The sequence below is a fragment of the Caballeronia sp. NK8 genome, assembly GCF_018408855.1.
GTDB lineage: Bacteria > Pseudomonadota > Gammaproteobacteria > Burkholderiales > Burkholderiaceae > Caballeronia.
Map to the genome: position 1 here is coordinate 3025623 of NZ_AP024322.1, position 20049 is coordinate 3045671.

8 protein-coding genes and 1 pseudogene are annotated in these 20049 nt (G+C 58.0%); 2 read left to right on the forward strand and 7 right to left on the reverse strand.

Annotated features, from left to right (window positions below; all coding sequences use genetic code 11):
* Position 1: 1 nt before the first annotated feature.
* The 5 genes from NK8_RS14490 to NK8_RS14510 are packed head-to-tail and all read right to left on the reverse strand — an operon-like array spanning position 2 to position 14878.
* Entirely contained in the window at positions 2-4519 is a 4518-nt protein-coding gene (locus NK8_RS14490; protein ID WP_225936175.1) for an N-6 DNA methylase, read from the reverse strand.
* 4 nt (positions 4520-4523) lie between these two features.
* The gene (locus NK8_RS14495; protein WP_213226738.1) at positions 4524-7373 is read right to left on the reverse strand and encodes a helicase-related protein; all 2850 of its coding nucleotides are present in this window, start codon (positions 7371-7373) and stop codon (positions 4524-4526) included.
* Positions 7370-12709, reverse strand: a complete 5340-nt coding sequence (locus tag NK8_RS14500; protein WP_213226739.1) for a DEAD/DEAH box helicase — start codon at positions 12707-12709, stop codon at positions 7370-7372. The genes NK8_RS14495 and NK8_RS14500 overlap by 4 nt, the downstream gene beginning before the upstream one ends.
* Positions 12710-12726: 17 nt before the next feature.
* Positions 12727-13065: a DUF1778 domain-containing protein gene (locus NK8_RS43670; RefSeq protein ID WP_367657775.1), complete on the reverse strand. Its 339-nt coding sequence runs from the start codon at positions 13063-13065 to the stop codon at positions 12727-12729.
* Positions 12992-14878 carry a helix-turn-helix transcriptional regulator gene (locus tag NK8_RS14510; RefSeq protein ID WP_213226741.1) on the reverse strand — a complete coding sequence of 629 codons (1887 nt, stop codon included), beginning with the start codon at positions 14876-14878 and terminating at the stop codon, positions 12992-12994. Before NK8_RS14510 ends, NK8_RS43670 begins: the two co-directional genes overlap by 74 nt.
* Before the next feature lie 253 nt (positions 14879-15131).
* Here NK8_RS14510 and NK8_RS43385 point away from each other — a divergent pair, with 253 nt between their 5' ends.
* Positions 15132-15254 carry a hypothetical protein gene (locus tag NK8_RS43385; RefSeq protein ID WP_301549861.1) on the forward strand — a complete coding sequence of 41 codons (123 nt, stop codon included), beginning with the start codon at positions 15132-15134 and terminating at the stop codon, positions 15252-15254.
* Between the two features lie 165 nt (positions 15255-15419).
* On the opposite strand, the gene NK8_RS14515 is transcribed toward NK8_RS43385, so the two are convergent.
* A complete protein-coding gene (locus NK8_RS14515; protein WP_213226742.1) occupies positions 15420-15908 on the reverse strand; it encodes a hypothetical protein in 489 nt (162 codons plus the stop codon).
* Positions 15909-16484: 576 nt separating this feature from the next.
* Between NK8_RS14515 and zorA the strand changes: the two genes are divergently transcribed.
* A complete protein-coding gene (gene zorA, locus NK8_RS14520) occupies positions 16485-18644 on the forward strand; it encodes an anti-phage ZorAB system protein ZorA (protein ID WP_213226743.1) in 2160 nt (719 codons plus the stop codon).
* Positions 18645-18822: 178 nt separating this feature from the next.
* Here the strand turns inward: zorA and NK8_RS14525 are convergent.
* Positions 18823-19958: pseudogene (locus NK8_RS14525) on the reverse strand (IS3 family transposase); the annotation flags it as partial.
* Between the last annotated feature and the right edge of the window lie 91 nt (positions 19959-20049).

The following is a 20049-nucleotide window of genomic DNA, read 5'->3' on the forward strand; positions in this document are numbered from 1 at the left end:
GTCAGTGAACCCATTCGTGTTCAAGACTATCCCACGCCGATAGCACAAGGCGTCGCGTGCGGTACTCCCCGAACTCCTTCGTCTCGCTGTTCTTCAGCACGCGGAATGTTTCGCTGGGATAGTCAGCTCCGGTCACATCTGAGGGGTCGAGGATGTAACGCAGTTCGTCCCGATTGAGGCCATAAAGGCGGGCGTAATAGGCATCGAGTTCGGCGCGCAGCTGTGCGCGGCGCGAGGGGTCCCAGGAAAAAGGTCGGCCGCGCTCGAGCACTGGGCGCGCGTCGTAGGCGGCGAGGTCATTGCCCCAAGCTTGCATGTCGTGCGCGGTGTAAGTTAGTTCGAGAACGCGAGGAACGATGAACTCCAAGGTCTTTGGTGTATAACGGTCGGGGGGAAGAACGGGGAGCTGCTTGAGGTAGCCATAGGTCAGGTGTGTGCCCCCCACCTTTTGCCGTGCCACATAATCGAAGACGATTGACTGCCAGTTTGCAAGCATGGCAGCTTGCAGGGGCGCAGACGTCCCGCTGAAATATAGCGGCATTGTGTGTCCAACTGCTACACGAGGCATAACTGTCCCTATGACCGTGCGGACCTTCTCGACACCCGTGATGTCTCGCCACCCCATCAACCACTGTGGACTGCGCCGTTCCATCCACTCGTTGAGCAGGTCGAGCAGCGCATGCGCCAGGCTTTGAGCCTGCAGCGCTGCGGCAAGGGCGTTAAGTTCGGCGTCGTCCAATCTTGCATCGACGGTCTGTGCGGCCCATTTAGGAAACTCAGCGAGTGCCTTCTTTGTCGTCAGGCCAGTACCCTGCAACAGTTCGTAGAGGCGAGGGAAGCGCGTGCGCAACGCGTCTTCCGTCGGCGCAATGTGCGGCAGGGCATGTTGTTGCGTCCAGCCGCCCCCTGATGCCTGGGGGCCGGCGGCGCGGATGAAGAGTTCGCCGGCCACCCAAGTCGCCAACGCCGACAGCAAGTCGGCTAATGCTTCATCAGCCCGCGCGGAGACTACGTCGCCACCAGTCGCATGCAGCGCGAGCCAGTCTCTAGCCACACGCATGGGCACGCGCGCGATGCGGGCTAGGACCTCGGATTCAGGCACCCAATAGCGCGGGCGCACAGAATAGGCAGGGTTGGCCTTTTGCACGGAACTTACCTCTGCCGTATCGAGCCCGCCTGGCTTTTCGGGCGCGTCCACATAGGTGGCCCAGCGATGGTCGAACTGGTGAATCATCTTGGCCTCGTACAGCGGCAAGCAGTGCGGCGCGTCGGGCGACTCTGTCTCACCGTCTGGCCGGTCGAGGAACAGGCCACTGTCGGCTGACATGTGCAGCATCGCCTGAAAGCGGATACCCCAAGGATTAGCTTCGGCTTCTAGTAGTTTTCCTTCGTTGTTAAATTGTGACTCGCGGATGAGCACCGGTGCGGCGCGATAGAGCTTTTTGGTCAGCTCGGCATCGCGCTCGCTCCGGAACACCGGACATGTGCGGGTGTTTGGGTTGATGAGCTCGAACTCTTCGGGCGTAAGCCGAAACTGACGGCGAGTGTCATGAATCTGCTGAGGTTGGCGAGCAAAAAACACCAAGCTAGCCGGCTCGTCAGACGGGCTCCCGCCCAAAGTGAGCAGCGCGAAACGGAATGCGTGATGTACCGAAGGAAATACGAACTCCTCGTTCTCGAGGCACAGCAGGCTTCGCAGGAAACCACCTACTGCAAGCCGCTCGAAATAGCCTTTTGTTGAGTCGTCGGTTGCAATGCCGGTGGGGACGATGAACCCTGCTCGCCCCATTGGGGCCGTTGTCTGCAAGAATGTCTCGGCAAACAAAGCATAGGTGTTTACGTCGCCAGTGCCGGTTAGGGGGTACCTTCCACCTTCGTGTGCGTAAAGGCTGGCTGCCTCCGCCCCTCGACGGGCCGCAATAAAGGCCTCGTAAAGCACCATCTCTGCTTTGTTCGGCGGTGTCAGCCCCTCTGCTCGTTCAAGGTCTGGATTCAGGTTGTGTAGCAGTACCCCCTCACGCAACCATTCAATGCGCTTGCTACGCTCGGCTTTGTTCCTTGCCATAGCCACTAGCGGACTGCGGCTGGCAAAGAACTCTTCTTCTTGTAGCTTGATGCGTTCCCACGGAGGATTGCCTAACATGACCGAAAATCCACCGTTAGCCGCGACTTGGGGGAACGCCAGCCACCAGTGAAATACGCCGTGCATGCGACACAGATACTGCGCTGCTTCCTCCACGTCAGCTTTAGGCGGTTGGCCGCTGAGCACTCCCCACAAATACCCTGATAAAGGGACCAGCTCACCCGCGTTCGCGAGTTTGGGTGCGAGAAAAGCGGCTACATAGGTGTCCGCCAAGCGCGCCAAGGTCGAGCGCTTAGCACCTGCCTGCGCGTCACGCCATGCGGCTCGTTTGGCGGAGATTTTCTCCGGTGTGTCGTCCGGCAACGTTTCCACTTCTACCGCTCTGACTGCGAGCCCTGCTTGAGTGAATAAATCGCCCGAAGCGATGGTCTTCCAGCTCTTGAGGTCGGCTTTATTCTGCTTCTTCAAAGCGGAAGCTACGGCCTTATCGTCGCCGGAGAGGGCGGTGTAGGCGTCGTCCGGGATACCGTGCTCTAGCACCTTGGGGTCCAGGACGCCCAGCAATGCATCGCCGACCTGCAGGTGATGGTCCACAAAGGACAGCGGGCGGTCAGCAGAGTAGGCCTCGAGCCATAGCGCTGTCTTGGCTAATTGAATAGCCATCGGGTTTTTGTCCACGCCAAAGATGCAGTGACTGACTACGTCGCGCAGAGCATGACGGAAGTCCGCGGGCGTAGGGGCACCGCCCTCTCGCTCAATGGCTGCACGATGAATGGCCACTTCATCAGCCAAGCGTCGTGCCGCGGAAAGCAGGAAGTGGCCGCTACCGCATGCGGGGTCGCAAATGGTCAGACCTAGTAGAGCCTCGACAGGGCGCCTAGGGTTCGCACGAACTGTGTCCTCAATGACTGGCTCAAGGGCCGTCTTGATAAGTTCCTGAACTAGGCTGTCTGGCGTGTAGTAGCTGCCGGTCAACTTACGGGTGTTGCCTTTGGTACTGCCTTCGGTGTCTTCATCTCCAACAAAAGCCAGACGGGCCATTGCTGGTTGGGAAAGCATCTGCAGGTCAGGCACCAGTTCCAGCAAGCTTTCGTACACGCTACCCAGCTCTTCTGGACCCATGTCTCGGTAGTTGACACGGGTCAAGCCGCCGTCTGCCTTGAACCATCCCAATTGGAAAACCGCCGCCAGCAGCCAGCGGTTTTCCAGCTGCGCATCATCGAGCCACGCGCACTGGTCCTCATCGAAAAGCCCTCCAAGGGCAGGCAACCCAAGATGTGGCTCACCTGTCGTCAATGCGCCGAACGTGATTGTGAGCGCTTGCCAGAGGTCCGAGTGCCGGTCGTGCTGGCTACGCCGTGCGGCTCGCTCCCGCAGCCAAGTCATCGAATAGCCGGACAGGTAACGCTGCTGGACCTCGGGTGAGGCATTAGGCGTGAAGATAAGGCGGTGCCCGTTGCCCTTGTCGATTCGGTCTTCGACAGTCGACAGGAAAATGAGCCGGTAGACAAGTCGCAGCAGCTCCTCAAAGAAGGCTTGGCGGCTCAACGCGCCATCTTCGCTATCCAGGCGCTGCAACGCTGCCCGTAGCTCGACATTGGCGGGGTGCGAGAGAAAGCCCGTGCCCAGCGCTCGCAGGGCATCGGCTACCTGATACCGCAGGTTCTTCTGGACCGTAACTCCCGCTTCCTGCCCGGCGGCTCTCCAGCGCTCCCATACGCAGTTGGTGGGCTCACCAGTAGGGCTGCCAAATCGGCTGGCGTGAGCGAGCAGCCAAAGCGCGGTGAAATCGGGGAAGAGCTCTTCTGTAAAGAGCGCGTCCAAGTCCACTTCGACGTAAGCTGGGCGAGTCAGGCTGGGATTGTCGCGCAGGATACGTAGCGTCAATCCGTTCGTGACAATGGCCCACAGGGCGGCATCGGAAGCGTTGAGCGCCTCTTGGGCCAGCATGTGGGGGCTGCGTCGACGGACCTTGCCCGTGTCGGGGTTGGTCTCCCCGAATCGCTCTGCAGGCGCGTCTAACGACTGGTCGTGTCCTGCAAACACGAGAGGCACGTGCCCACCCTCGGCGACATACCCAATCGCATAGCTGTGGCCGCCGCTCTCGATTGGTGCGCATCGGGTGATGTCTGAGAAGTGCAGCACGTCCCGCATCAAGGGCACCAAAAACTCTCGCACGGTGACTTCGTATGCGTTGACATCGCTACGCTTGCGTAGCGCCTGGAAATCTGTCCAAAGGGTAAGGGCAATCTTGAAGTCGCGACCAACCTCGTCGCGAAGCTTTAATCCTTTGGGGATTCGGTACTGCGTCTCGGTCTGCTCGGTCGACTCTGGGTCTACCAACGTGGTCAAGTGTGCGAGTTCATCTGCTGGGATAAGCCCGCCCTCGATACGAATGGCGCTGTATGCCAAGGTGGTAATTTTCTTGCGTGCCATAGTGTTAGAGTCCCTCGCCTGGCGCGGCAGCGCCTGGGACCAGTGTGTATATCCCCATGACATCCACAGGCAGGCTGGCGGTGACCTGATACGTTCCTTTCGCATCGGCAGCCTCGCGCACGCGACGGTGGTCTTGCAGCAGTTCCTGAGCACGCGTTTTGGCTATGCCTTCCAGTTGCGGCTGCCATGAAACCAGCGCGTCCAACGCCGATTGTAGTTGGCGGTCACGCAGCACGTTCGGCATATTTCGAGTGGCTTCGGTGCCCAACAACTCACGAGCCTGGCTGGCAGAAAGTAGTTCGAAAGCGCCTGCTCCCTCCGTGGCCACTGCAACGGATTCTTCACAGAGAATGAGTCGCGTCTCACTGCCATGCGTAACGCTGAGTTGGTGACGCATGCGTAACAGCAGAACCGTGGTCTTGCGCTGAACGTTCCCAACGAACGCAGCACCTGCACGAGCGACGGCGCGGTCATCATCGGCACCGTTTGTGGCATCTAGCGCTCGTTCGAGGAGAACATCCGCCAACACTACAACCAGCGGGTGCGTGCGGTGAATGAACAGCGCGCCCTGCGCCGCAGGTTGATGGAAATCTATGCGTAACGTGCCTTCAATGCCCTCGACGCTGAGGCGCTCGCGAATGGGTAGTGGCAGGTGCTCGGTCATGAGCTTGAAGTGCTCATGGACGTGCTCCAGCGGTGCTCCTAACTTGGCGGCTGCACGATTGACAAATCGCGCAACGTCATCTTCGCCGCCCAATACTGCGGCCGACTTGTGCCACTCGGGAAGCACGTCTTCAGGCTTCAGGCGACGTTGCGCAAAGATGGAACGGTTCTGCTTGGCTCTGTCTTTTGCGCTCTGCCATGCCAGCTCAATCTGCTTGACGGGCTCTCCGAAGAGGTCGAGTTGTGACTGTGCATTGAAGGCTTCGCCTTTGCGCAGCAGTACAGCATTCAGCAGCGCCTGTGTTAGCTTACCTTCGTCATCGGGCATCGGTACCATGACGCCCAGTTCCTTGCGGATGCTTTCTGCCTTGCGCAAAATGACCTGGAGCACGGCACCGTCCACCGGATTATCTTCGCCGTACAACATGGTGCTGCGAACTTCACGCGCCTTCTGGCCGAAGCGGTCCACACGGCCTTCCCGCTGTTCGTGGCGTGTGGGATTCCAACTGAGGTCATAGTGGACGACCGCAGTGAAGAGATTCTGGAGATTGACACCTTCTGATAAGCAGTCCGTAGCCACAAGGATGCGGCACTCGCTCTCGCCCAATTGTTCAACGGCCGATTCGCGCTCGCCGGGCGTGAGTTCCCCAGTCACAGCTTCGACCGTAGCGGCCTTGAATTGGGCACGCAGAAAAGCAGCCAAGTAGTGCGCCGTAGCGATATAGCGGCAAAACACGACTGGCTGAAAGCCTTCTTTCAGCAGCAGTGCTAGGTGTTCCTGAAGCTTGGCCAGCTTAGGGTCGTTCTGATTGCCGGCCAGTGCATCAGCGGCAGCAATTAACTCTTGGAGCCGCTGAGAATCTTCAGTCTGTGCTCCCGGTTCAATGTCGTCGGTCGAGAGTGCATCGTCCGCCCCGTCCAACACACGGTCACTCGCCTGAAGTTCTAGGTCTTCGAGGGACAGTGTCTCAGATTCACCATCGCCTGACTGGACGCCATGCAGCCGCGTGCGCAAAGAATTGACAGCGGCCGCAGGCGACGATGAAATGCAGCGCAGCAAGGCCAGCGCTGCCCACCAGTTCATGCGCTGTTCACGAAGCCCTTTTCCCTCAGCACGTTCGACAAGTTCACGAGCGTAGACCAGCACGTTGTTGAACAATTGGCCCCACCCGCCTGTCAAGCGGTAGGTCACCTCAGCCGTCTTGCGGTCTGGAAACATAGAGGTGTCTTGCCATTCGGCGATGTCGGGACGCCGCCGCTGAACGAAGTGGCGCGACAGCTCTTCGCGTAAATCACTCCGCTGGGTGCTTGGCAGGTCTTTCAGTTGCGCAAACTCAGTGCGCAGCAGGCCTAGTAGATTGAAGAACGCATCCTCGTTGCCACTGTGCGGCGTCGCAGTCAGTAGCACCATGTGACGATTGGCATCTTCGGCCAAGCCCTTAAGCAACTGGTAGCGTTGTTGCCTCCCTTTGCCGCCCTGGGTGCAAGTGTGGGCTTCGTCTACGATGACGAACTCAGGACAAAAGCGTTGAAAGGCTTCCCGTCTCCGTTCGGACTTGATGTAGTCCAGACTCACTACAGTGAATGGGTGCGCGTCAAACACGGAGGTGCCGGGTGGCAGGTCACGCTCTAGCCGGTCTGCGGTGTTCGAACGTACAACCACTGCATGGATGTGAAAGCGCTCGGCTAATTCACGCTGCCATTGCTCGCACAGATGGGGCGGGCAGAGGACAACCAGACGCTGGACCTCACCGCGGTCGAGCAACTCGCGGGCAATGAGAGCCCCCTCGATGGTCTTGCCGATACCGACGTCGTCGGCAATCAGCAGGCGCACCGTGGGCAGCTTTAAAGCCATCAACAGCGGCACCAGTTGGTACGCACGAGGCTCAACCGCGATGTTGCCGAAACTACGGAAGGGTCCCGCGCCGCTTCGCAATTTGAGCTGCAAGGCGTCGAGCAGCAACTGGCTGGCCGAGTGGTTGCGAGCTTGGCTGACCGTCGGCCAAGGGAATGTTGCCGGTCGAATCGGCTGGCGTTCTAGCGGAAGGAAGATGAGAATTTCGTCACGCTCGCCGCCGCCCAAAGGGCGTAGGTGCAACGTGGTAGCGTCGGATTCGGGCAGCACTATCCACTCGCGGCCGCGCGCAGAAATCAGGCTTCCCGGCAAAAATTCCGGCAGAGGTGCGTTCATGTTGTCTTCGTCTTGCCAGGACCGAACAGGTCCGAGTTTTTCTTGAAAATGCCAGGCCAGGCAGCAGTCTCTTTTGGGAACCGCACAACCAAGTAGCCCAATTCATCAAGCCTGCGATTGATTTCGGCGTCGTTCTGCTTCTGCGCGTCACCATCGTGGTGGGGACCGTCGATGAAGACTGCCAGATGGAGGTCGTCGTAAAAAAAATCCGCACAAGCCCGTGCAGCGGCGATGGCGTGTTGGCCGCGGTCCGGCTTGCGATAAGCGTTCTCAGCGACATGAGCTAGCCAAGCCGTCTCCAAGCTGCTGCCTGCCGTGCGTGATAGTTCAGCGTCATGCTGCTCCGGCGTACGACCTTGCGAGCCTTGTACCGTATTGGCCCGTGTCAGGCGGCAGAGGACGTCAAGCAACAAGCCGCCAGTATCCCTGTCCTTGCGGTCGATTAGCGAGTGGTCCGGCTGGTTGTAATATGACAGCAGACAGCGGTAGCAACCCGCCTCGCAAATCGGGTTGCCTTCGTGGTTCAGTTCTTCAACTAGTAACTCCCGTTGCCAACGGTCGCCTTCCGTGGGTGGAAGAAAGTGCATCACCTCCAAGGCCTTTGCAGCTACGGTCGCCATGGCGGTCGGTTCCGTAGCGATTCGTGTCAGCACGCCAGCGCCGCCTTCGGCCGCCTCGAAGAAGAGAATGGACTGCCTATTGTCGCGGGTTGGCAAGGGCTCGGCCATTAACTCGCTTTCTTCCAGTTGATAAACCGCTTCGATGCCACGTTTGAGCGCGTACTGCAGCGTGGTCAGCGTTTCAGCTGAAACCTCTCCCATGAGGGAATGCGGGCGAACGATAAGGATGTTCCTCCGGTCTTCGACATAAGGAACAATACGCTGCGGGGGCGTCTTGTCCGGGGGGGGCTCCGATTCTCTTTCAGACTCACCATTGCCATCGTCCACACCGCCGACCCAATGACCAGTGACGGGGTGCATCATGAAGCCTTGGATGGCTTTTTCCTTGCGTCGGCGCCAACCGAAGTTCATGCGCCATACCGTAGCGGCAGGTCCATATTGCAGCTCGAGCAAAGGCCCCTGCTCGTCACTCGCGACCGTGGTGACCATCTGCAGCTTGCTCTCAGCCTCAGCAAACTGCAGCGTGGTTTGCATCTCGTAGCCTTGGCGGACGCGCTCTTCTTCGTTTGCTGTAATGCGCTCTGCACGCTTCGTGGATACATTTTCGATTCGATAGAGGTTCTTGACCTCTTGCGCGCCGTCTAGCGATGCCCCGCAGGAAATGCAGCGGTCGGCATCGCGCTGAGACCGGAAGTGACCGTAGCCACACGATGGACATAGCCGAGCTACTTCTGTAGGTAGGCGCGAGCCGTCGCTGACTTGGTCCTTACCGGTGATAGTCAACAACGCCTTGGTCACTCGATATTGACTGCCCTCGTGATAGATAAGACTGTAGGGCCCAAATTCTCCAAGCGCGAGGAAGCGAGGGCGGGACAGAAAGCTCTCGCGCCCGATGTGACCACGGCGCGCCGGCAGGTAAGCCAACAGCGGGAGGCGCGGAAAGTTATAGCCTGGCAAGAAGCCTTGGCTGGCCATGTAGCGGTAAGTGTAGAAATCGCTATTGAAAGCGCTGTCGCCGGCCAGCAGCAGGTCGCGCTGTTTGCGCGCCTCATTGTGCCGCTGCTGAGCTTCACGCCGTTCGCGTTCGCTTGCCGCAGGGTTGTTCTCAATCTTGAAGTTCAGGTCGATGGCCCGGGCTGTGGCCCGATAGAGGTCTCGCCAGCGTTGCAGCGACTCATCGAACTCGATGTATGCGCGCTGGAAAACAGTCTCGGCCCATTCCTCCTTGAACCATGGTGCCTTTTGTGACGTCAGCTCGTCCTTCAGCATGCCCAGCACCTTGAGGCCGCGCTTGTGAGCACTCAGCTTCGCCTCCGGCTTGTCCAGGTCGAACGCCATCTCCATTGTGATGGGTAGCTTCTCCGGCTGATTCATGTCCAGCAGGTCGCGTACGCTGTTGCCGAGCTTCTTGCCTGTCTCTGCGAGCCAGATGGCGTGCATGTGGCTCTTGATAAGCTCGCGATTGGCTAGGTCAAGGGTAGGTGCATTGACCTGGCCGTGAACCATGCGGACCGGGTCACGGAAGTAATACTGGTCATGCGGGCTCTGCGCCGCGCAGTAGGTAATAACTAACGCTGGTTGTCCTGCTCTACCTGCACGGCCGCTGCGCTGGGCATAGTTTGCCGGGGTAGGTGGCACATTCCGCATGTAAACGGTGTTCAGTGAAGAAATGTCGACACCCAGCTCCATGGTCGGCGAGCAGAACAAGACCGGCAACCACTCCAATGCCGTGCCATTCTTAGTTTGCCATTCGGTCTTGTCCTTCTCCGTGAAGCGAAACCGCGCCTCCCGTTCCAACCGGTCTTCCTGCTCGACCTGAGCTGTGTGTTCGCGGGCCTCAAAATCAAACAACTGGTGAACCGGACTCTCCAGCAGCGCGGCGATGTTCTGATACAGGCCTCGGAAAAAGATGTTGTCGTCAGCTTGGCGGGCGCTTTGACCTGACCCCACCGTCCAAACAAGAGCGGCCCCATTCAACTGCCAACCGGTCAGCCCGACATCGGTTTCTTCCTTGCGTACCAGACCGTAGGACTCAGCGGCTCGCAATAACGCAGTGAGGACCTCCGGATAAGTGTGGTCGTTGATTTGCCTGTAATACGGGTTTGCTCCACCCCAGGTGCTGCCTTTCCGAAGTTCCCTGCCAAGGCGGGAGCGGCTGGAGCCGATGACGAGAAAGTCATCGAGGTCTAAACGCCGCCCTTTGCGGTCCGTCTCTTCGCGCGGTCGAGCCGTGACGAACCACTTGGCCGGCTGCGGGCGCTCGTCCTCGGTGAAGCCCCAAGGCTCACAGAGATTGGCGTAGCTCTGAGTGCGCAACTGCTCCAGTTCGGTACGGTCTAAATACCGCGTCGCAATACACAGCCCCTGCCTCATGAAGTCGAACAGCGCTCTCAGCACAATGGCGCGCTCCGCGGGGCGAGCGGCTTGCAACACTTGTGGTGCATCAGCCCATTCATCGTCATCGGCAGCGAGGTCGTCGATGTCCTGGTAGTCGATGCGAACCAGCCCCAACTGTTCGAGGTTGGGGTTGTTGAATCGCCAGCCTCGGCGAAGGTCGAAGTAGCTGCGGTAGCCCAAGATACCGCGCATCGCCTCCTGCACTTGGCGTCTTGTATTGCCCTTGACTTCTGGCTGCTGCATATACTCAGCGCGTACGCCAAGGTCGTCACGGTGGAAGCCCAAGGCTTCGAAAACAGCATTGGCGACTTCCTTCTCGCTCAACACCTTCGACGGGGACTTTTCGACCGCTGAGAGCAATGCGGAACGTGTCAGGAGCACTTGCAAGAAGTCATTGAAGTGCCCCGCCTGCAATGCCGCGTCTTGCCGGTTGTCGGAAAACCCCAAAACCTTCTTCGCCTCGAAGTCCAACTGCTGGTCTTGCTCATAGAGGTACCGCAATGCTGACAAAGTCAGCATCGTGGTGGCCGAGCTACGGCCCTCGCCAGAAAGGGACGTCAGCCGCAGAACATCCTTGCCAGAAGTTGTGTGGGTAGTGCCACACGCCGGACAAAAACGGTAGGCCCCCGGAATGAACCAGGCATTCATGCCCGGACCATTCGTAACGACTCCATCAGGACGCACGTTGATTGCCTGAGGGATGAACTTGCGTTTGTCCGACTTAACTCGCCACTCGCCATCCGCACGCTCCTCCACCCAGCCCTCAGGGTATCGCTCCGGGTCAGAAGGGTCCCAGCTCTCCAAACCAGGAAGCAGGAAACCAAATTTCACTTCGTCGTCGTCGTGCTGCCGCTCTTCAATGCCACGCACGTCAAACGTGCGCCCTTCCAGACTCTCGGCGTCCCAAACGGGCATATACTCCTGGCCGCAATCTCGACAGAAGTGAACATGGTAGTAGCGACGGACGCGACTATCATCGCCGGATACATACTGCTGACCGTCAAGGGTTATGGCGCGATGACGCGGAGCTTCCAACGTCGCATAGACTTTGCCGCCGCCAGCAATGAATTGATGAAGCTTGAAGGCGAACAGCGATTTGCCGGCCTCGTCCTGGACAGCGTAGGCAAGCAACATGAATTTCCGCAGATAGTCCCGGCAGGCGTCGACTGGTTCTCCTGATGTCTCATTCAGCAACTCGGCGGCCTTCGCCAATGTCCGTGGGCGTGCACGTCTGGGCTTGTCACCCTCATAGGTCAGGCCGAGAGTCAGCTCCACCCAGACCGACACCGGATGGGATGCCAGTGATGCAAAGTCAGCCGTCTCGGGAACGCCCGCACGAACGGCGTCGCGAAGGAGAGTTGCGACCGTCGCTACAGTCTCTTCTTCAGGCGTGGTACGGCGAAGCGTCTCGGTGATGATATTACGGTCATAAATGCGCGTACCGAACAGCCTTGAAGCAACATCTGCCACAACGGCGTTTCTCGCCATTTGGGTGCCTTCGGTGGCCATCGTGGCCGAGGTGCCAATGCAGACAAGGTTCTCGGCCAAGGCTTCGCGCACACGGCGAACCAGCAAGGCCACGTCCGCACCTTGTCGCCCCCGGTAGGTGTGAAGCTCGTCCAACACTAGAAAGCGCAAGCCCTTTGCGTTGCGCATGACCGCCTTGTCGATATCGCTCTGCCGGGTCATTAGCAGCTCAAGCATCATGAAGTTGGTCAGCAGAATGTCCGGCGGATTGGCCGCCATCGCTTGCCGCTCCTCATCGGACTCTTGGCCAGTGTACCGACCGAAAGTCACGGCGCGTTCCGCAGGATTCGAACCCAAAAATTTCTTCAGTTCCTCCAACTGCGAGTTGGCCAAAGCGTTCATCGGATAGATGACGATTGCCCTAGTCTTGGGCGTCGGGTCTGTAGCCTTTGCTTTGAGACACGCGTCGACGATGGGAATGAAATAGCTAAGAGATTTGCCTGAGCCTGTACCGGTGGTCAGCACATAGCTTTCGCCATCAGCAGCGAGGCTTATGGCTTCCGCTTGATGCTTGTGCAGCGGCAAGGAAACGCCGCCTGATGAAGACGACTTGCCAAGGCGGAAAATGTCGGTGCACTGGGCGCTCAGCTGCCCGGCTTCGACCAACTCCTCAACTGTCCCACCGGACTTAAAGTTCGGGTTGATTTGAATGAGCGGCTCTGGCCAGTATCTCTGGCTGGCGTATTGCTCATTGACATAGTCCCGAATATCGTCGGCTCGGATGCGCGTGAAGCTACGAGTGAACTGCTCGTATTCGGCGACTATGTGCTCGCGAAACTGAAAGACGTCCATCTGTTTTCCCCGTGAACTTAACGGCTCTGCGGCCGCTTAGTCGAAACAGCGACATCATGCTCGACACAATGCTGCCTGACGAGTACCTCAATGAAATTTGCAATTGTTCTGTGTTCCCTCTCTGCGGCCAGTCGAATCAACTCCTTTAGTTCGGGCGTAACCCGAAGGTTCAGGGTGTCGGTCTTACGTTCCATGTTTCGACTCGCCGAGGAAGAATGTACCGCAATTGTAACGCAATTGGGCGCCGGGCCCATGGCTCGACGCCCGGCCGTACACATCTGGTCACATACGCGCAAATGCGGAATCCAGCAACATGTGTACGAAGCTCCCGCTATCGGAAGGGCGCAGATGGGCATAGTGGGCCTTCACCGTGTCGACCTCATCGTGGAGAACGGCAGCAGCTGCATCCCAGGCACCTGGTGCCTTCTTCAGCGTGGCTGTGCCAATGATGTAGCGAAAGCCGTGTGTTCCGATGCCTGGACAGTCCCACAAGTAGCGACGAGTCAGGTAGAAAACCCGTCGGTTCAAGGATTTCCATACGCCGACGTAGCCCTCTTGCTTTTCATCCGTTGAAGACAAGAAGACAAAGTCCACCTTGTCGGCATCCGGCAACATGGGGCGATAGACATTCAGATAGCGTTCGATGTCTCCCCAAACCACATGGTTGACGGGCATGTCGTAGTCTCGGCTCTTTGCAGCGCCCTTGGCATTCTTAAATGCACGTTTTTCGATTCGAATGAACCAGCTCCCATCTGGACGACGATAGAGGTTGCCTGTATTGTCAGCGCAGTACGTGAGCAACTTCATGTTCTTAGCACGCAATGGATTCGATGCCATCATTTTGATGAGGAGCAGGTCTCGCGCCCAAATGGCTTCGTACGCACCACCAGTTGCTGGTCGGCAACTTTTCATTCGAGAAATCATGTCCGCGACAGCCTCGAGCGGGTCGTCAAGCTCCAGCACTTTCTTAATGGGGGCCATCGGCTCCCTCGAATGCTCAACACCAGCCACAAGGAGATTCTTCTTCGTCTCCGCTGCCCAAGCGTAGGCCTCTTGGCAAGCGTCTTTCCAAACTTGCGGCCGGTGACTTTCCGGCAGCCCCTCCCGGAGTTCGGGCATCTGGGCGAGATAGCCGTGCTGTGGGTGGTTGAGTGATGCAACTAAGCCTGCAAAGTCGAGCACACCGCCATGCACTTTGTCGTCAGCACGCTCAATACGCCAGTTCATGTAGCGATGAACCATCCGCTTGCTTGAGAACCACGCGAGCGTCTGCACCTCGTCAATGCTGAGCCCTGCTCCGCCTAGCTCCCGCGCGCGATTGAGCCACCCCAGGAAAGACATCGCATGTATCCAGACAATCTTTGCCGTGGGAACGTATTTGCCCTTCATGAAGCAGTACCAGTTGCGGTCGGTTTCTCCCTCCGTAACTAGGTCCGTTGTGACCCAAACTCCGCGCGAATATCGTCGAAGCTCAGGTAGCTTCTCCGTTTTGTGCATAACGAAGTCCGACCATTCCCGTGCAAAGGAATCAGAGACCTGCTTCAGACGGTACGTGTCCTTCGTAGCCTTAGCCAAACGTTCCCGATATGGGATGACCGTGGCTGGCGCCGTTTCGACCGGTCTGAAATACTGGCGCTCATATGCCATGTTCAGGAGTGAATTCGACTCTAGGGCAAAGAAACGCTCAAGTCGTTTCAACGAAGGGACTGCGCGGGGATTCGGTAACGCTCCTTTGAGCCAACCCGCAAGGGTACTTTTAGAAATACCTACCGCTCGCGCCAAACCCGCCACGGTCGTCTGGGTTTGCGTGAGCAGCTCATTTAGCGCCGATTGAAACGGGGACATACAGTTTGATGCGGCTGCCTCAATGCGGTCGAGATGCGTTACTAGTGAGCACCACTTGCCCATCAAGCTCTTGCGGTTTGCTATGTAGCTCTTGTCGCGCCCCTCGGCTTGTAATTTCTCGACGTGAAGTCGAAGGTTTCGGTAGTACGAGCGGCGGAGCAACGAGCCGATAGTGCTTTCTTCTGAAACGCCGAAGTTTGCGAGGAACGCCCGAAGGGCGGATTTCAAATTGGGCAGCGCTGAAGCCGGGGTCTCCCCATTCGCCACACGCTGTTGCATCTTTTCCGAGAGTTCCCGGAAGGTTAGAGTTGAAACTGCAGACATACGAATTTTCCGTTTGTCTGCCCGAGCTGTACGAATTGGTCGCCTCTGCGAGCTATTAAGAGTGACCGGTATGAGTAAATTATCCATCGTCGTAAGTCCTTGACGAAAAAGGACAATACGGAGATTTTATCAAACATCTGCTTGCCATGAGATATGCGCCATGGTTCATTAAATTGTCCTGCTCATACCTGAAAACCGGAGTCGGGCAAGGTGACTCGCATTCGGTATAGCTCAACGGGCAGGTATGAGAGGCGTGCAGAATTTGAATAACTTCGCGCAGTATTTGCGCACGCAAAATTTCGGCGACGAGCAGGCGGAAAATCAGGACGAAATGCGCGTAGACCCGGCACCGGGGGGCATGGAACATCAGCAGTAAGTTATCGCCGCGTCCCTTCAGCGCGGCAGAGTTAGTCGCCCTACGGCACCTGGTTTGCGAAGGCTCTTCCGCGGCGAACTGAAAGAGACCACACGTTGAACAGCGTCAACGCGTTAGCCGAACTGTTTGACTACGCCCGCGACTTTGCCGTGGGCTACGAACCTGCTATAGCAAGTCAAACGGAGTAAACACACCCAAGAGCCGCTCTGGTAGAACGTTGTCGACGACCAACCACAGCTTTGTCGCATTGTCGACGGGTAGAATCGACAACAGCTCGTCAATTTTCGTGTCAGGCTCAACCGTCACCGCCTCAGTGAGGTCCAAATTGGCATCTTGCAAAAGCTTTGCCAGGAGACCAGCGTGGTCATCCCGTGTACTTGCTGACCGGAGATACCGGAGGAGACTCGTCTCAGAGAGCAGCATCCATTTTTCGTCTTTCCACCACGGAAGATACGAAATCGAATGTGCGAGCATGAGCTGCCTTGCCTGCGCGACGGGTTGCCATCCCTCAACAACGATGGGAGCGCGAACCATGAAATGCGAGACGATTGACGCGTTGTTTGTGCGTCCATTTGCCATAAGTGCGTCCTCCAGGCCGAGGCATAGCTCGACCGCCTTGTGAGTGATGCTGCGAGCATAGACACCTGTATGCATTGCGTCATTCCGAGCCCGACGAAGTGCCTCGAATAGGGTCGAAAATGACAAGAACAGGTGCGGAAACAGTAAAGGTAGTCCTCTAAGAATGACCGACTCTTGCGCAAGACCCTCGATAGCGGCCCGATATGTTCCCATTGCAGCGACCTTACCGTGCAACCGCATACCCAAGCGTTCGACCGCGAAGCATATCGACTCGAACCCTTCTGCGTCGGCAAGGGTGACCTCACTTTCAAGTTGGGCATTGGGCCCGGTACGTCGCCTGGCGAAGCTTCTGGTGCATGAGGTCGGTCCGAGTCTAAAAAGCATCTGCTCAGTCGACATTCGTTGGCTTCTGCAGAGTTTCGACGACCCCGAGCCAATCGGCTCTATAATCCATTCCGCGAATTGACTTACAAAGACCACATTTTTCGCCGATTTGAATACCGTTCGCGGATGCAAGAATAAGAAAGCCCACCCGTGACGTGTGGGATAACGAGAGACCAGACACCGGGCGCCCGTGCATGAAGCGTAAGCAAACGCTTTGCACCCGTCGATGCCGCCGAGAGGCGTCCGGGTCAACCCTACGGGTGTGAAATGACCGACCGGCTTGTAAACCTTCTAGCCAGCTTCAATCCGGCTCTGCGCGAGCTTTCCGGCTTCCCTCTTGCCGTTTTCTGCCTCGTTTTGTTGCTTACCTTTTTGTTTATAGCGGGGTACGCATGGAAAGGAACGCAGGTATGGTGGCAACTCCGCACGGTAATCCGTGGCGTCAGGGCCGCCGGCCTGCGCCCGGAACCCGACGAAGTCGGCAAACACTTTAGTCGGGCGCCACTGAAGCACCTTTGGCTGGAGTACCGGGACACCCTTCACCCGCTGCGTCGCACCGCAAACGGAACTCCTGAGACCCGCGCAACGCTCCCCGCGGAGACCTATTTCACCCGCGATGTGCTGGTCGACGCACGCTTATTCGATGATTTTGCGCGGCACCTCCCTGGAATCCTGACGGGTCTCGGCATCATCGGGACATTCGCTGGTCTTCTGCAGGGCTTAAGTGGATTTGACCCATCCAACCCAACGAAAGCAGTCTCTGGTCTTACACCACTTCTCGCAGGCGTTTCCCACGCATTCATCGCATCGGCCGTTGCGATTTGCTGCGCGATGGGCGTCACCTTTTTCAGTCGCTTGACGCTGGCGTATCTCTACGGACTGGTTGAAAAGCTGAATCACGCGATTGACGCGCTCTACAACACTGGAGCTGGCGAAGAATATCTCGCGCGACTCGTTCATGCATCAGAGAAGAGTGAGGCACACGCGGCCCAGCTTAAGGATGCAATGGTGGAAGACCTTAGCCGAATGATGGCAAATCTGGTTGAGCGCCAGATTGAAGCGCAGGCAAAAGCGTCCGTTATGCTGGGCGAACACATCGGACAAACCATTAACAACACGCTCGCTGCGCCACTGCAACGGATGACCGACGCAATGGAGCAAACCAGCCGCGGGAACGGTGAAGCTGTCAATGGCATGCTCGAATCGATGCTGTCGGGCTTTATGGCCAAGCTCGAGGATACCTTTGGCGGTCAGATGCGCGGAGCGAGCGCGCAGATTGAGCACTCACTGAGCGCCATGCGGGCGGTGCAAGATTCCATGCAGCAGCTGTTGGCTGACATCTCCAAAACCAATGAGAATGCGTCGACGCAGGTTACCGGGAAGCTAGAAGAAGCTCTCGCGCATGCATCTGCAAATCAGGAACTGATGACCACACAAATGCGGGAATTCGTGAACGAGTTCCGACAGCTGGTTGCCGACGAGCAGAGCAAGTCCAGGCAGGTTTTGGATGACACCGTTGGACAGGTGATGGCGCGAGTCAACGACACGTTGCAGAGCCTCGCTGATAGCAGGAACCAGTCGGCCCAACAGGAACAACAACGCAATGAGTCGCTGGGACGTCGTACTGAGGAAATCATCAGTGGCATTTCGAGCCACCAAGAAATATTGGCTGCGCAGATGCGCCAGTTTGCTGAAGAACTCGGGGCCGGCGCAGCAAAGCAACAGGATGCCAACGGTCAGGCGATGAACGATGCCGTAGGCCGAGTTCTACAGGAAGTATCTGCATCTGTGTCGCAGTTACAAGCGACTCGAGACGCGGCTGCAACACAGGACAATGCACGGAACGAGGCACTTACGCGCCGCACTGAGGAAGTTGTCGACCACCTGTCGGCGCAGCTGAAAGCCGTGATTGAAGCAGTCACAAGTCAGATTGCACGGACACAGGCCAATATCGATGCGCTTCAGGCCGTCAGTATGCGTGCCATCGATGGCATGAACAACGGCGCTGCGACGATGCACACTGCTGCGAATCGCTTCGAAACCGCAGGCGCATCGGTTACCACTGTGTTTGAGAAATCGGTGGCTGTTACGGGCGACTTGCAGCGCGCCACTTCCGCGCTCCAATCGGCGTCAACCACAGTTACACAAGCGTTTCAGCAGTACGACCGTACTCGTGAGACAGTCCAGGAATATGTGGGCATTCTCAAGGGCCTAGTCGAGTCCGCCGGAAAGGAGGCCGGGCTAACCCGCTCTATGCTCACAGACCTTGAACAGATTGTGCAAACGCTTCGCGACGCAGAACGCCAGGCGGCTGAGTATTTGGACGGTGTTAATCAGACGCTCGCCGAATCATTCGAGCAGTTTGGAAACGCGATGACAAGCCAGCTGCGTCAGACTATCGGCGAGACAGACCGCCACCTTGGTTGAGATTGACCCGCTCCAACGGACAGATTTGCAGTTAAAGATTTGTCGTCGTCCGGCCTCCGTTAAGCGTTGAGTCGCGGGTTGTCCACGGACGGGCAGCGGGTCGCTTCTCACGACCACGACGCTGCCCGTCGGTGGGCAACCCGCAGGGTGATACGGTTTTTCTCTTGGCGCTCAGGTTTTCGAATTCGAGCGGCGAACAATAGCCGATGCTGCTATGCAGGCGGCGTACGTTGTACCAGCCTTCCAAGAAGGAGAAGATGCGCCTGCGGGTTTGTTCATGGGTCGCGAAGTGTTCGCGCGACAGGAGTTCTGCTTCGAGTGTCCCAAAGAAGGATTCGCACATCGCATTGTCGTACGCGTCGCCGGCTGTACCCATCGAGGGCTGCACGCCGGCTTCGCGGCAGCGTCGCCCAAAGGCAATGGATGTGTATTGGGCTCCCTGGTCGGAATGTAAAATCACGCCCTCATGACGTCGCTGCTGGAGGGCCATGTCGAGCGCGCGCAACATCAGTTCGGTGTACAAGTGGCTCGACATCGCCCAGCCGACGATGCGCCGGCTGAAGACATCAAGCACCACAGCCAGATAGAGAAAGCCTTCTGTCGTCGGAATGTAGGTGGCATCTGCGACCCACAGTATGTTGGGCCCTTCAGCATTGAAGTGCCGGCGCACGAGGTCCGGCGCACGCCGTGCCCCCGCACGCTGGCGCGTTGTACGCGGCCAGCGCCGTCGACTTGCTCCCCGTAGGTCCGCGATGCGCATCAGGCGCGCGACTCGTTTGCGTCCCACGTGCACTCCCTCGCGCGCAAGTTGCGCATGGATGCGCGGCACTCCGTACGTACCTCGCGAACTCGCATGCAGCGTACGAATGCGCGTCAGTAGCTGAGCATCGCTACGTGACCGCCTTGATGGCTCCCTCACCAGCCACGCGTAGTAACCGCTGGTCGAGACTCCCAGCAGCCGCGCCATCGTGGCAATGGGCCAACGGGCCTGGTTTGCTCTCATGAATCCGTATCCTTCGAGGACACGGCTCCTGTCTCGCGGGCGAACCAGGCCGCGGCGTGAGAGAGAATGTCGCGCTCCGTCTTTAATTGCCGATTCTCGCGGCGCAAACGGGTGAGCTCTTGGCGCTCAGCCGTGGTCAACCCCTCCTGACGCGCGCCGGCGTCAATATCCGCCTGCGCCACCCAGTTGATTATCGTCTGCACACTAGGCTCGAACTCTCGCGCAAGCTCCTCGGGTGTTCGCCCCGCCTTCACCAGCTCGACTATGTGAGCCCGGAACTCCGCCGGGTACGGTGCTCGATGCTTGCCCATTTTGACACCCCCTTTTCAAAAGGATAGGTGTCCGTTGTGGCGGGTCAATCTCAGGTCATGGCGTGCAGCAGCTGACCGGCGTTGTCCAGGA

Bases quoted from the DNA above. Each gene is read 5' to 3' on its own strand.
- NK8_RS14490 (WP_225936175.1), bottom strand. From the start codon at position 4,519: ATGGCACGCAAGAAAATTACCACCTTGGCATACAGCGCCATTCGTATC.
- NK8_RS14495 (WP_213226738.1), bottom strand. From the start codon at position 7,373: ATGAACGCACCTCTGCCGGAATTTTTGCCGGGAAGCCTGATTTCTGCG.
- NK8_RS14500 (WP_213226739.1), bottom strand. From the start codon at position 12,709: ATGGACGTCTTTCAGTTTCGCGAGCACATAGTCGCCGAATACGAGCAG.
- NK8_RS43670 (WP_367657775.1), bottom strand. From the start codon at position 13,065: ATGCCCATCTGCGCCCTTCCGATAGCGGGAGCTTCGTACACATGTTGC.
- NK8_RS14510 (WP_213226741.1), bottom strand. From the start codon at position 14,878: ATGTCTGCAGTTTCAACTCTAACCTTCCGGGAACTCTCGGAAAAGATG.
- NK8_RS14515 (WP_213226742.1), bottom strand. From the start codon at position 15,908: ATGCATACAGGTGTCTATGCTCGCAGCATCACTCACAAGGCGGTCGAG.
- zorA (WP_213226743.1), top strand. From the start codon at position 16,485: ATGACCGACCGGCTTGTAAACCTTCTAGCCAGCTTCAATCCGGCTCTG.